The organism is Glutamicibacter sp. BSL13, from assembly GCF_052928425.1.
Genome location: NZ_JAVGCZ010000086.1, coordinates 1 through 12,273 on the forward strand (window position 1 = coordinate 1; position 12,273 = coordinate 12,273).

13 protein-coding genes are annotated in these 12,273 nt (G+C 64.6%); 3 read left to right on the forward strand and 10 right to left on the reverse strand.

Annotated elements, in window-relative coordinates:
* Nucleotides 1–156 precede the first annotated feature (156 nt).
* The 9 genes from rpsN to RCJ92_RS12635 all read right to left on the reverse strand — a co-directional run bounded on the left by rpsN (nucleotide 157) and on the right by RCJ92_RS12635 (nucleotide 7,245).
* The gene (gene rpsN / locus RCJ92_RS12595; protein WP_054821833.1) at nucleotides 157–462 is read right to left on the reverse strand and encodes a 30S ribosomal protein S14; all 306 of its coding nucleotides are present in this window, start codon (nucleotides 460–462) and stop codon (nucleotides 157–159) included.
* A 3-nt stretch (nucleotides 463–465) separates the two neighbouring features.
* The gene (rpmG, locus tag RCJ92_RS12600) at nucleotides 466–636 is read right to left on the reverse strand and encodes a 50S ribosomal protein L33 (RefSeq protein ID WP_054821834.1); all 171 of its coding nucleotides are present in this window, start codon (nucleotides 634–636) and stop codon (nucleotides 466–468) included.
* 2 nt (nucleotides 637–638) lie between these two features.
* The gene (rpmB, locus tag RCJ92_RS12605) at nucleotides 639–875 is read right to left on the reverse strand and encodes a 50S ribosomal protein L28 (protein WP_054821836.1); all 237 of its coding nucleotides are present in this window, start codon (nucleotides 873–875) and stop codon (nucleotides 639–641) included.
* A gap of 347 nt (nucleotides 876–1,222) precedes the next feature.
* The gene (locus RCJ92_RS12610) at nucleotides 1,223–1,705 is read right to left on the reverse strand and encodes a MarR family winged helix-turn-helix transcriptional regulator (RefSeq protein WP_054821835.1); all 483 of its coding nucleotides are present in this window, start codon (nucleotides 1,703–1,705) and stop codon (nucleotides 1,223–1,225) included.
* Between the two features lie 156 nt (nucleotides 1,706–1,861).
* Entirely contained in the window at nucleotides 1,862–2,662 is an 801-nt protein-coding gene (locus RCJ92_RS12615; RefSeq protein ID WP_138177556.1) for an ABC transporter permease, read from the reverse strand.
* Between the two features lie 9 nt (nucleotides 2,663–2,671).
* Nucleotides 2,672–3,604: an ABC transporter permease gene (locus RCJ92_RS12620; RefSeq protein WP_446754739.1), complete on the reverse strand. Its 933-nt coding sequence runs from the start codon at nucleotides 3,602–3,604 to the stop codon at nucleotides 2,672–2,674.
* Entirely contained in the window at nucleotides 3,601–4,761 is a 1,161-nt protein-coding gene (locus RCJ92_RS12625) for an ABC transporter ATP-binding protein (protein WP_138926708.1), read from the reverse strand. Before RCJ92_RS12625 ends, RCJ92_RS12620 begins: the two co-directional genes overlap by 4 nt.
* 6 nt (nucleotides 4,762–4,767) lie before the next feature.
* Nucleotides 4,768–5,988 (reverse strand): ABC transporter substrate-binding protein, encoded by a 1,221-nt coding sequence (locus RCJ92_RS12630; protein ID WP_138926709.1) that lies wholly within the window; start codon nucleotides 5,986–5,988, stop codon nucleotides 4,768–4,770.
* A 24-nt stretch (nucleotides 5,989–6,012) separates the two neighbouring features.
* Nucleotides 6,013–7,245: an ABC transporter substrate-binding protein gene (locus RCJ92_RS12635; RefSeq protein WP_446754740.1), complete on the reverse strand. Its 1,233-nt coding sequence runs from the start codon at nucleotides 7,243–7,245 to the stop codon at nucleotides 6,013–6,015.
* A gap of 261 nt (nucleotides 7,246–7,506) precedes the next feature.
* Between RCJ92_RS12635 and RCJ92_RS12640 the strand changes: the two genes are divergently transcribed.
* From RCJ92_RS12640 to RCJ92_RS12650, 3 genes are all read left to right on the forward strand, one after another.
* A complete protein-coding gene (locus tag RCJ92_RS12640; protein WP_138176647.1) occupies nucleotides 7,507–7,980 on the forward strand; it encodes an Lrp/AsnC family transcriptional regulator in 474 nt (157 codons plus the stop codon).
* Entirely contained in the window at nucleotides 7,977–9,359 is a 1,383-nt protein-coding gene (locus RCJ92_RS12645; RefSeq protein ID WP_054821243.1) for an aspartate aminotransferase family protein, read from the forward strand. Before RCJ92_RS12640 ends, RCJ92_RS12645 begins: the two co-directional genes overlap by 4 nt.
* 205 nt (nucleotides 9,360–9,564) lie before the next feature.
* The gene (locus tag RCJ92_RS12650) at nucleotides 9,565–11,550 is read left to right on the forward strand and encodes an acyl-CoA dehydrogenase family protein (RefSeq protein ID WP_446754741.1); all 1,986 of its coding nucleotides are present in this window, start codon (nucleotides 9,565–9,567) and stop codon (nucleotides 11,548–11,550) included.
* 19 nt (nucleotides 11,551–11,569) lie between these two features.
* On the opposite strand, the gene RCJ92_RS12655 is transcribed toward RCJ92_RS12650, so the two are convergent.
* Nucleotides 11,570–12,273: PucR family transcriptional regulator (locus tag RCJ92_RS12655; protein WP_446754742.1), on the reverse strand; the 704-nt coding region annotated here is incomplete at its 5' end.

Below are 12,273 nucleotides of genomic sequence, written 5' to 3' on the forward strand. Positions count from 1 at the left end.
GCCCTCGAACGAGCCCGCGGCCCGCCGGCGCTGGTGGCAGCGGCGCACCGACCAGCCACGGCCGTGATGATCCAGTTCGGCCGTTAACGGCAGCATGCCGCCGCGCCAGTCGGCGCAGCGGCATGCTGCTGGGGACGAATCCCTAAACTTTGGTGCTTACCAGGAGGACTTGGTAATGCCCGGCAGCTCACCGCGGTGAGCCATGTCGCGGAAGCGAACACGGGAGATACCAAACTTCTGGAAGGTACCGCGCGGGCGACCGTCGATGGAGTCGCGGTTGCGCACGCGCACCGGCGAAGCGTCACGAGGAAGCTTCTGCAGGCCCACGCGGGCTGCTTCGCGAGCCTCGTCGGAAGCGTTCGGGTCCACAAGGGTCTTCTTCAGTTCGAGACGCTTTTCGGCGTAACGCTCGACGATGACCTTGCGCTGTTCGTTCTTGGCGATCTTTGACTTCTTGGCCATGTCTTAGCGCTCCTCTCGGAATTCAACGTGCTTACGGACAACCGGGTCGTACTTCTTCAGAACCATGCGGTCCGGGTTGTTACGACGGTTCTTGCGGGTCACGTAAGTGAATCCGGTACCGGCGGTCGACTTCAGCTTGATGATCGGACGTACGTCCTTATCCTTCTTTGCCATGTTTAGAGCTTCACACCCTTCGCAAGCAGTTCGGAAACAACGGCGTCGATACCGCGCACGTCGATCAGCTTCATACCGCGAACGGAAACGTTCAGGGTCACCTTACGACGCAGGGAAGGAACCCAGTAGGTCTTCTTCTGGATGTTCGGGTCGAAACGACGCTTGGTGCGACGATGCGAGTGGGAGATGCTGTGTCCGAAGTTCGGAACTGCACCGGTCACCTGGCATACAGCTGCCATGATCACTCCTCAGTTAGTAGTAGTAAAATTTGACGGTACTCGCGCGTGACAAGGGCCAACGAGCCCATACCACTCAGGCGTTATGAGTCCCGCCAACCAGTGAAACACCGTTAATACTGCACACTATGAAGGTAACCAGGCTGGGTGAGAACCAACCGAAGCGCCTTGAAGCATGTAAGACGGTGAACTTCGTGACCGGTAGAGCATTTTCCCCGTACTCAGGTGGTCGCGATATTCGGTATTACGGGCTACGCACGCCCACCATGCCACCGCAATGGCGGCACAACGAAGCGCGCGATTAACGCCATATTAGGATAGCCAATAAATCGGCGGCAATCCAAATCGGCTCAGGAGCGCTCCAGGATCCAGTGTTCGGGGTCCAGACGCTGCACAATTTTTCGCGCAATCCGCCTCAGATCCTTAACGTCCTTGTCATCAAGGGATTCGAAAACCAGTTGGCGTACCGTGGCCACATGATGCGGGGCCATCTGCACCAGCATGTCCCATCCTTTGGTGGTCAATGAGGCGATCTTCACACGCGCGTCCCCCTTGGACTGCAGGCGCACCACCCAGCCGCGGGCCTCAAGCTTCTTCACCACGTGGGACAGCCGGGAGAGCGAGGCGCTGCTGCGCGAGGCCAGCTCGGTCATGGTCAGGTTGCGTTCCGGGGCCTCGGAGAGCATCGCGAGCATGTGGTAGTCGAACAGGGTGATGCCCTGCAGGTTCTGCAGCTCGGTATCCAGTGCTCCGGGCAGCAGGGTGATCACGCTGTTCAGGGCCAGCCAGGCCTCGCGTTGTTCCTCGCTGAGCCAGACTTGCTGATCTTCCATCGTGCCCCGTACCCCGTTCACTGTCGTTCCACCGCCTGGGTTGCGCCCCGGGAACCAAGTGTAGGCCACCGTGGCCGGCGCTCCCCGCCCGGCAGCCGCCACCGGCCGTAGCGCAGCACGGGTGCTGTCCTGCGGCCGGTGGTCTCACTTGGCGGCTTACTGCGCTTTTTCCAGGGCGCGGCGTTTGCGGTAGCTGAGCACCTGCCCGATGACCACGACCAGCAAGGCCAGGATGAACATGGCCGAGCCGATGACATTGGCCTGGGCCGGGATGCCGCGCGTGGCGGCCACGTAGATGAACTTCGGGAAGGTCTCATAGTTGCCCGAGTTGAAGTTCGTGATGATGAAGTCATCAAAGCTCATCGCGAAGCTCAGCAGGGCGGCGGCGATGATGCCGGGCAGCAGCAGCGGGAAGGTGACCTTCCAGAATGTGGTGCGCGGGTTGGCGTACAGGTCCGCTGCGGCCTCCTCCAGTGTGGGATCCAGGGCCGAGACCCGGGCCCGCACCGTGACAATCACAAAGGCCATGCAGAACACCACGTGGGAAATCACGATCGTGGTGAATCCCAGTTCCCATCCCAGGTTCAAGAACTGCGCCAGCAGCGCCGCACCGAGCACCACTTCCGGCGTGGCCAGGGGAAGGATGATCAGCAGGTCACTGACGTTGCGGAACCTGAACTTGTAGCGCACCAGCCCCAGGGCGACGCAGGTTCCCAGCGCGGTGGCAATCACGGTGGCGACCACCCCGATCTGCAGCGAGTTGCCCAGTGCCTGGCATACGGCCGGGGCGCCGCATGGGTTCAGCCAGTTCCCCCAGGTGAAGCCGCGCCACTCCAGGTTGGTGCGGCCGGCGTCATTGAAGGAGTAGATAAATATGTACGCGATCGGCACCAGCAGGTAGATAAAGGCCAGCCCGCCGATGGCCGGGATGATCCAACGTCCAATCTTGTGTCGCATCATGTGCTCCTACATCAATTCCTTGGTGCCAAAACGTCGGATATAGATAATGACCAGGATCAGGATGGAGAGCATCAGCACGAAGCTGAGTGCCGCCGCCCCCGGATAGTCAATGACCCGGAAGAACCGGGAGTCGATGACCTGGCCGATCATCGTGGTGTTGCGGTTGTTGCCCAGCAGTGCGGCGTTGATGTAGTCGCCGGCCGCCGGGATGAACGTCAGCAGGGTTCCGGCGAACACCCCGGGCGCCGACAACGGCAGGGTGACCTTGCGGAAGGTGGTCGCCGGGCTGGCGTACAGGTCCCCGGAGGCCTCCAGCAGCCGGGTGTCCAGGCGGTCCAGGTTGGCATAGATCGGCAGCACCATGAACGGCAGGAAGTTGTAGGTCAGCCCCGCCACGACGGCGAAGGGTGTCGCGGTCAGGTGCCCGTCGGGCGGCAGCAGCGCCAGCGCCTTCAGGCTCTGGGCGACGAATCCCTCATCGGCCAGGATCTGTTTCCAGGCCTGGGTGCGCAGGATGAAGCTGGAGAAGAAGGGGGCGATCAGCAGCACCAGCAGGATGCCCTTGAGCAGCCCGTGGTTGCGCAGGCGCACCGCCACCAGGTACGCCATCGGGTAGCCGGTCAGCAGTGCCAGCACCGTGGCGATCAGTGCGAACCAGAAGGAGCGCAGCAGCTCGGGCCAGTACGCCGACAGCACCGTGGCGTAGTTGCTGATCTGGAAGGAGGGGACGAATTCCCCGATTTCCGCGCCCGGTGGGCGGGTGTACAGCGACATGGACAGCAGCACCAGCACCGGCAGCGCGAAGAACAGCAGCAGCCCGATGATGCCGGGCAGCACCAGGTACAGGCCGGTGCGCCCCTTCTTGCGTTCGGCCTTGATCTCCTCCTTGCTGCGCAGGTCCGCGATCTTTCCGCGCTTGGTCATCACCGGGGTGCTCATGACTCCTCCACCCCCGCGGCCGCGTTTTCGCTGCCCTCCAGTCCGAAGGTGTGCACCGGGTCCCAGGAGAGGTAGACGCGTTCACCCACGTCCCCGGGCTGCTGCCCGCGGTTCTGCGAGAACGTGCCCAGCAGGCCGATCCCCTCCACCTGCACCAGGTACTCGGTGGTGGTGCCGGTGAACGAGGCGTCCTTGATGGTGCCGCTGAGCAGGTTCGCCCCCGGTTCCACCGCATCCGGGGTGGCGGCGATGTGCATCTTTTCCGGGCGCACCCCAACCATGATCTGTCCCTGGGCGGAGACGGCGCGTTCGGCCGGCAGCAGGACCTGGTTGCCTGCGACATCCACGCGCAGCATGCCGGCCTCGCCGCCGGTGACCTCGCCGCGCATCAGGTTGGATTTGCCCAGGAAGTTGGCCACGAAGGCGGTGCGCGGCAGGTCGTAGAGTTCGCGGGGCGGGCCCATCTGCTCGATGCGTCCCTCGTTCATGACCGCGACCACGTCGGCCATGGTCATGGCCTCCTCCTGGTCGTGGGTCACGTGGATGAACGTGAGTCCCACCTCGGTTTGGATGTTCTTCAGCTCCAGCTGCATCTGGCGGCGCAGCTTCATGTCCAGGGCGCCGAGCGGCTCGTCGAGCAGCAGCACCTGGGGACGGTTGACCAGGGCACGGGCCAGGGCCACGCGCTGCTGCTGGCCGCCGGAGAGCTGGGCGGGTTTTCGGGTGGCCAGGTGCCCGAGCTCCACCAGCTCCAGGGCGGCTTTCGCCTTGGGCATCGCTTCGCGGTCCTTCTTGCGCTTGAGCCCGAACGCCACGTTCTCCAGCACGCTCATGTGCGGGAACAGCGCGTAGGACTGGAACACCGTGTTCACCGGCCGCTGGTGGCTGGGCAGCTGGGTGACGTCCTGGCCGCCGATGGAGATGCTGCCCACGCTGGGGGCCTCCAGTCCGGCGATCATCCGCAGGGTGGTGGACTTGCCGCAGCCCGAGGGGCCGAGCAGGGCGAAGAAGGTGCCCGAGGGCACCGTCAGGTCCAGCTGGTCCACGGCAATGAATTCCGCGAAGCGCTTGGAGATGCTGCGCAGGTGCAGATCCGCGCCTTCGCTGGTGTTGGTGCGGGTCTTGGCCGATTCCCGGCTGCGAATTTGAGTGTTCATTTCGTCCTATACCCCAATGACTGCTTGGAATTGGTTCTGCAGGTCGGTTTCTTCCTCAACCGACAGTTCACGTTCGGTGGTGGCCTTGGCCAGGAACTCCTGATCCGGGAAGATCAGCGGGTCCTCGACCAGCTCCGGGTCGATCTTGGCCATTTCCTGCTGGGCGCCGACCACCGGACAGAGGTAGTTCACGTATGCGGCCACCTCCGCGGCGACGACCGGGTCGTAGTAGAAGTCCATGAGCTTCTCGGCGTTGGCCTTGTGCCGGGCCCCGATGGGCACCATGAAGTTGTCGGACCAGATCAGCCCCCGCCGCTCGGGCATGATGAACTCCCACTGGTCCCCCTCCTCGAAGTTCAGCTGGGTGATGTCCCCGGAATACACGATCCCGGCCAGGGCGTCCCCGGAGACGAAGTCCTGTTTGTACGAGTTGCCCTTGACCTGCCGGATCTGCCCGTTGGCGATGTTGCGTTCGAGCACTTCCAGGGCCGAGGAGTATTCGTCCTGACCCCAGTTGCCGGCGATGTCCACGCCCTGGTCCAGCAGCAGCATGGGCATGGTGTCGCGCATTTCGTCCAGCACCGTCACCCGTCCCTTGAGCGCCGGATCCCACAAGTCCTCGACGTTACGCAGCCCCTTGGGGAAGGCCTTCTTGTTCCAGGCCAGGCCCGTGTAGCCGGATTGCCAGGTCAGTGAGAATTTCCGTCCCGGGTCAAAGCGCACGTCCTTCAAATCCGGCAGCAGGTTGGCCAGGTTGGGGATGTTGGCGTGGTCCAGCGCCTGGGCGTACCCCATGCGGATCAGCCGTTCGCTCATCCAGTCGGTGAGAGTGATCAGGTCCTGTCCGATGTCCTGCCCGGCCGCCAGCTGTCCCTGGATTTTCCCGTAATACGAGTCATTGGAGTCGATGTCCTCGGAGTACTGCACATCGATCCCGGACTGCTTGATGAATTTCTCCAGTGTCGGGTACGTCTTGGACTGGTCGTCGTAGTCCAGGTACAGCGTCCAGTTCGCCCATCCCAGCCGTTGCTCCGCGTCGGAGAGGTCGGCGGCGGCGGTGGGAGCGGTGGTGGTCTTGCCCGTTCCCCCGGTGCCGCAGGCCGCCAGCAGCCCGGCCAGGGCCAGGCCCGCCGCACCGCCCAGCACCCCGCGCCGGGTCATCTGTGCTTCGGCAATCGCCCGGGAAAGCGCGCGCCGCTGCCCTGCCTGGTGTTGTGCACGAGACATTACGAATCTGCTCCCCTCGGCTTCTTAAGCCCCGATGGCGCTTTGGAATTCGGAACTGAAGCTGGTTTCCTCCTCCGGTTCCAAAGACCGGAAGGCGAAGGCACGGTTGAGGTCTTCCTCAGTGGGGAAGATCAGCGGGTTGTCCACCAGTTCCGGGTCAATGGACTGCATGGCTTCGCGGGCCCCCACGACCGGGGAAATGAAGTTCACGTACGCCGCGACCTCGGCGGCCACCTGCGGCTCGTAGTAGAAGTTCATCAACTTCTCGGCGTGGGCCTTGTGGGGTGCGGCAATGGGCACCATCATGTTGTCGCTCCACAGGGTGCCGCCGGCTTCGGGCAGCACGAACTCCCACTGGTCGTCGTTCTCGAAGTTCATCTGCACGATGTCCCCGGACCACACGATCCCGGCAATCGCATCCCCGGAGATGAAGTCCTCCTTGTACGCGTTGCCCTTGACCTGGCGGATCTGGCCGTTGGAAATGTTCTGGCGCAGGGTATCCAGGGCGGTACCGAACTCCGATTCGCCCCACTGCCCCGAGATGTCCACACCGTTGTCGAGCATCAGCAATCCCATGGTGTCGCGCATTTCATCCAACACGGTGATCCGGCCCTTCAGCTCCGGCTGCCACAGGTCGGCAACGGTTTTCAGGCCCTTGGGGAAACGCTTCTTGTTCCAGGCGATGCCGGCGTAGCCGGACTGCCAGGTCAGTGAGTGCTTGCGTCCGGGGTCAAAGTCCACCTCCTGCAGGTTGGGCAGCAGGTTGGAGATGTTCGGGATGTTGCCGTGATCCAGTTCCTGGGTGTAGCCCTGGCGGATCAGCCGGGCACTCATCCAGTCGGTGAGGGTGAAGATGTCCTGGCCAATGTCCTGGCCCGCGGCCAGCTGGCCCTGCACCTTGCCGTAGTAGGTGTCGTTGCCGTCGATGTCCTCGGAGTAGTTCACCTTGATGCCGGTGTCCTTGGTGAACTGCTGCAGGGTGGGATACTTCTTGGTCTTGTCGTCGTAGTCCAGGTACAGCGTCCAGTTGGCCCAGTTCACGACCTTTTCGGAGTCGGACAGATCGGTGACGTCCACCGGCGCCGCCGAGGTTCCCCCTCCGGTGCCGCTGGTGCCGCAGGCTGCCAGCAGACCGGTGAGTCCCAACGCGCCGGCGGCCCCCAGCACCGAACGGCGGGACATGGAGCGGGCGGCCAGGGCCTGGGCCAGCGCCCTGATCTGTGGATCTTCAGGCAGTCGTCTTTGCGAGTGAGACATGGGCTTCCCTTCATCAGCAAGGTCCACGGGAAACTGTGGCGTGCACCACAGTCGTTGGTGCCGCTTATCCTTTCAGCATTTCCGGCGCGAAACAAGAGCCAAACGAAAGAATCCTTTACTCGTCCGAAAGGGTGCAACGAAATCATTTTCTCCATAGCCCTTCCACAACTGATTTAGTCGCTGTATGGTCGGGATTACACCTCAGTGCCGCGGCCGGGTGGCAACGGCGCTTCCAGCAATGACCGGGGAGGTCGATATTTAATGACGGTGCCGCACAACGGAAGTACCCCCCACGCAATTGACGAAATCTCCAAGGAGATCATCGAGCAGCTGCAGGAGGACGGGCGTCGCTCCTATGCGGCTATCGGCAAGGCCGTGGGCCTGAGTGAAGCCGCTGTCCGGCAGCGGGTACAAAAACTGGTCGAAAGCCGCGTGATGCAGATCGTGGCGGTCACCGACCCGCTGGAACTGGGCTTCACCCGCCAGGCCATGATCGGCATCGTCGCCTCCCAAGACATCAACACCACAGCGGATCGCATCGCGGCCCTGCCCGAGGTCGACTACTGCGTGGTCACCGCCGGTCCATCGGACATCCTGGCGGAAGTCATCTGCGCCAACGACGAGGACCTGCTTCGCGTCGTCGCCAACATCAGGGGCATCGAAGGGGTCAAAAGCACCACCACCTTCATGTACCTCTCGCTAAAGAAACAGGAATACAACTGGGGAACGAGATGAGCACAACTCCACGCGGCACAGACCGCCAACAAGCCGCCCGCGACCACCTGTGGATGCACATGGCCCGCCATTCACACCTGGCCTCCGGGGGCACCGTCCCGGTCATTACCCGGGGCGAAGGCCACAACATCTACGACGATGCGGGCAAGGAATACTTTGACGGGCTCTCGGGCCTGTTCGTGGTCAACGCCGGACACGGCCGCACGGAACTGGCCGAGGTCATGGCCAAGCAGGCCGAAAAGTTGGCCTTCATGCCGCTGTGGTCCTACGCCCACGAACCGGCCATTGACCTGGCCGAGCGCCTGGCCGGCTACGCTCCGGGCGACCTGAACCGCGTTTTCTTCACCACCGGCGGCGGTGAGGCGGTCGAATCCGCGTTCAAGCTGGCCAAACAGCACTTCAAGATGAAGGGCAAGCCGGGCAAGACGAAGGTGATTTCCCGTGCCCTGGCCTACCACGGCACCCCGCAGGGGGCGCTGGCCATCACCTCGCTGCCGGACATGAAGACCCCGTTCGAGCCGCTGGTGCCCGGCACCTTCCGGGTACCGAACACGAACTTCTACCGCGCCCCGGAAATGTTTGCCGACAATGAAAAGGACTTCGGGTTGTGGGCCGCCGAACGGATCCGCGAGGCCATCGAGTTCGAAGGCCCCGATTCGGTTGCCGCCGTGTTCCTGGAGCCGGTGCAGAACTCCGGGGGCTGCTTCCCGCCTCCCCCGGGCTACTTCGAACGCGTGCGTGAAATCTGCGACGAGTACGACGTGCTGCTGGTCTCGGATGAAACCATCTGCGCCTTCGGCCGCATCGGCTCCATGTTCGCGTGCAATGATTTTGGCTACGTCCCGGACATCATCACCAGCGCCAAGGCGCTGACCAGCGGCTACGTCCCGCTGGGCGTCATGATCGCCTCGGATCGGTTGTTCGAGCCATTCACCAAGGGCGACACCACCTTCTACCACGGCTACACCTTCGGCGGTCACCCGGTGGCGGCCGCGGTGGCGATGGCGAACCTGGACATCTTTGAACGCGAATCGCTGAACGAGAACGTGAAGAACAACGCGGAGAAGTTCAAGGAAACCCTCTCCAAGCTCACCGATCTTGACATCGTCGGTGACGTGCGCGGGGCCGGTTACTTCTACGGGATCGAGCTGGTCAAGGACAAGAGCACCAAGGAGACCTTCAACGACGAGGAATCCGAGCGGCTGCTGCGCCAGTACCTGACCCCGGCCCTGTGGGAGGCCGGCCTGTACTGCCGCGCCGATGACCGCGGCGACCCGGTGATCCAGCTGGCCCCGCCGATCACCATCGGCCAAAGCGAATTCGACTACATCGAATCCACGCTGCGTTCGGTCCTGGCCGAGGCCTCCAGCAAGATCTAGGGTCCTGGACCCCAAGGCCGGATGCACCCCGGCGGGCCGCTCCACTGCTGGAGCGGCCCGCCGGGGTGCATCCGGCCTTGGGTTGTTGGGTCCTGGGTCGGCGCCTACCCCTACCCCAGGGGCCGGTTCGGCGCTAGGCTTGGGGCACCTCATCGGTCTGGCAGTCTGCCGCCGGCAGATTGCGCGCTGGTACTAAGGATCTGCCATGAACCAACAAGCCGGATTGAACCACGTCGACGCGGCCCGCTCCCGGGAAGTCGCCGAAGCCTCCCGTGAACAGGACTGGCAGCGGCCCAGTTTCGCCAAGGGCCTGTACATGGGGGATGTCGATTTCTCCCTCATCGACCCGTTCCCGCAACCCGACCCGGACGCCGCCGCACGCGGCGCCCACTTCCTCTCCCGGCTCGATGCCCTGGTGCAGAACATCGATGCGGCCCGCATCGAGGCCGAGGCCCGCATCCCGGATGAAACCATCGCCGAGCTGCGCGGCATCGGAGCGTTCGGGATGAAGATCCCCACCGAATACGGCGGACTGGGCCTGAGCCTGCTGGACTACGGCCGGGCGCTGATGCGCATCGGCTCGGTCTCCCCCGCTATCGGGGCGCTGCTCTCGGCCCACCAGTCCATCGGGGTGCCCGAACCGGTCAAGAGCTTTGGCACCGAGCAGCAGAAGCGCACCTACCTGCCGCGTTGCGCCGCCGGGGCGATCAGCGCCTTTCTGCTGACCGAGAATGACGTCGGCTCCGACCCGGCCCGCCTGGGCACCAAGGCCCGGCTCAGCGAGGACGGGGAGCACTACATCCTGGACGGCGCGAAGCTGTGGACCACCAACGGGGTGGTGGCCGAGCTGCTGGTGGTCATGGCCGCCGTCGCCCCGCATGAGGCCACCGGCTCCCAGCCGGCTGGCCGCGGCGGGATCACCGCGTTCGTGGTGGAGGCGGACAGCGCCGGAATCACCGTGGAGAACCGCAACGCCTTCATGGGCCTACGCGGAATTGAGAACGGGGTCACCCGATTCCACGGGGTCAAGGTGCCGGTGGCCAACCGGTTGGGCAAGGAGGGCAGCGGGCTGAAGATCGCGTTGAGCACGCTGAACACCGGCCGGCTTTCCATTCCGGCCATGTGCGCCGGGGCCGGAAAGTGGGCAACCAAGATTGCCCGGGAGTGGTCCGCGGCACGCGTGCAGTGGGGCCATCCGATCGGCCGGCACCAGGCGGTGGCCTCCAAGCTGTCCTACATCGCCGCCAGCACCTACGCCCTGGAGTCGGTCTTTGAACTTTCCGCCTCACTGGCCGATGCCGGGATGAAGGACGTGCGCATCGAGGCGGCACTGGCCAAGCTCTACAGTTCGGAGGTTTCCTGCAAGATTGCCGACGAGCTGCTGCAGATCCGCGGCGGACGCGGTTACGAGACGGCCGCATCCCTGGCCGAGCGCGGCGAGCGCGCGGTGCCGGTGGAACAGCTGGTGCGGGACCTGCGAATCAACCGGATCTTCGAGGGCTCCACCGAAATCATGCACCTGCTCATTGCCCGTGAGGCGGTGGACGCGCACCTGCAGGCCGCCGGGGACCTGGCCCGGTCGGATTCGAGCATGGAGCAGAAGGCGAAGGCCGCGATGGGGGCCTCGGGGTTCTACGCCAAATGGCTGCCCCAGCTGGCGCTGGGCTCCGGGAACCTGCCCACCGCCTATTCGGGATACGGTCCGCTGGCCCGGCACCTGCGCTATGTGGAACGCGCCTCGCGGCGCATTGCCCGCCAAACGTTTGCGGGCATGGCCCGCTGGCAGGCGGCCATGGAACGCCAGCAGAACTTCCTGGGGCACATCGTGGACATTGGCGCCGAACTGTTCGCCATGGCGGCGGTAATCTCCAAGACCCACGCCCTGCAGGAGGCCCAGGACGGCCGGCACGATGCGGCGCTGGCCCTGGCGGAGGCATTCTGCGAGCAGGCGACGCTGCGCTGCGAGGAGCATTTCGAGCGCCTGTGGCGGAACACGACGCAAACCGATGACAAGCTGGCCCAGCGGCTGCTGGACGGGGACTTCAGCTGGCTGGAGGAGGGCGTGCATGACGTCTCCGCGGGCACCGGGCAATGGATCGCGGACTGGTCCCAGCAGCAGCGGCCCGATGCCCGACGGCTCTACGGGCCCGGTGCGGGCCAGGCGGAACCCACCGCCGACGCCAACGGCTAGGACCAGGCGGCGCCGGGAGCTAGCCGTGCAGCCGGTACCACATCAGTGCCACCTGCAGGCTGGCCCGGGATTCGGCGCTTTCCAGCGATAGCCCCAGCTTGTCCTCCAGCTTGGCCAGCCGGGCGTAGAGGGTGGGGCGTGAGAGGTACCCGGCCTTGGCCAGCGCGGACTTGTTCCCGCCGTGGCGCAGGTAGAGCTCGAGCAGTTCCAGCCCCTCCACGTCCAGGGGCTGCAGCACCCCGGAAAGCTCGGTGTGGGCGAAGCTGCGCATCCTGGCGTCCTGGCCCATGGCCGCCAGCACCCCGCGCAGGCGCAGGTCCGCGAACCGGTAGTAGGGCTGGGCGCGGGTGGGCAGGTTCGGCACGATCTCGGCCACCTGCGCGGCATCCTCCAGATTCTTGGCGCACTGGGAAATCCCGGTCGCCTCGGCCCCCACGCCCACCGCCACCGTCAGGCTCAGGCTTTCGCCCAGCTCCCGGGAGAAACGCTGCAAGGTTCCCTCGACCAGTTCCCGGGCCGCCACCGGCAGCACCGCCCCGAGCACCCCGGAACGCAGGGAGCCGGCCAGCACGCCCAGGCGCATGGTCTCGGCCACCTGGTCCATGACCTCCAGCACCTCGCGTTCGCGCAGCTGCATGCTCGTGGGGCTCTGCCCGGCCGGCAGCATCAGCCCGACGGCGACCGGCACGTAGTGCGCGGCCGCGTCCAACCCCAGCGCCTCGG

Bases quoted from the DNA above. Each gene is read 5' to 3' on its own strand.
- RCJ92_RS12645 (WP_054821243.1), top strand. From the start codon at position 7,977: ATGAGCACAACTCCACGCGGCACAGACCGCCAACAAGCCGCCCGCGAC.
- RCJ92_RS12640 (WP_138176647.1), top strand. From the start codon at position 7,507: ATGACGGTGCCGCACAACGGAAGTACCCCCCACGCAATTGACGAAATC.
- RCJ92_RS12610 (WP_054821835.1), bottom strand. From the start codon at position 1,705: ATGGAAGATCAGCAAGTCTGGCTCAGCGAGGAACAACGCGAGGCCTGG.
- rpmB (WP_054821836.1), bottom strand. From the start codon at position 875: ATGGCAGCTGTATGCCAGGTGACCGGTGCAGTTCCGAACTTCGGACAC.
- RCJ92_RS12650 (WP_446754741.1), top strand. From the start codon at position 9,565: ATGAACCAACAAGCCGGATTGAACCACGTCGACGCGGCCCGCTCCCGG.
- RCJ92_RS12615 (WP_138177556.1), bottom strand. From the start codon at position 2,662: ATGCGACACAAGATTGGACGTTGGATCATCCCGGCCATCGGCGGGCTG.
- rpsN (WP_054821833.1), bottom strand. From the start codon at position 462: ATGGCCAAGAAGTCAAAGATCGCCAAGAACGAACAGCGCAAGGTCATC.
- RCJ92_RS12630 (WP_138926709.1), bottom strand. From the start codon at position 5,988: ATGTCTCGTGCACAACACCAGGCAGGGCAGCGGCGCGCGCTTTCCCGG.
- RCJ92_RS12620 (WP_446754739.1), bottom strand. From the start codon at position 3,604: ATGAGCACCCCGGTGATGACCAAGCGCGGAAAGATCGCGGACCTGCGC.
- rpmG (WP_054821834.1), bottom strand. From the start codon at position 636: ATGGCAAAGAAGGATAAGGACGTACGTCCGATCATCAAGCTGAAGTCG.
- RCJ92_RS12635 (WP_446754740.1), bottom strand. From the start codon at position 7,245: ATGTCTCACTCGCAAAGACGACTGCCTGAAGATCCACAGATCAGGGCG.
- RCJ92_RS12625 (WP_138926708.1), bottom strand. From the start codon at position 4,761: ATGAACACTCAAATTCGCAGCCGGGAATCGGCCAAGACCCGCACCAAC.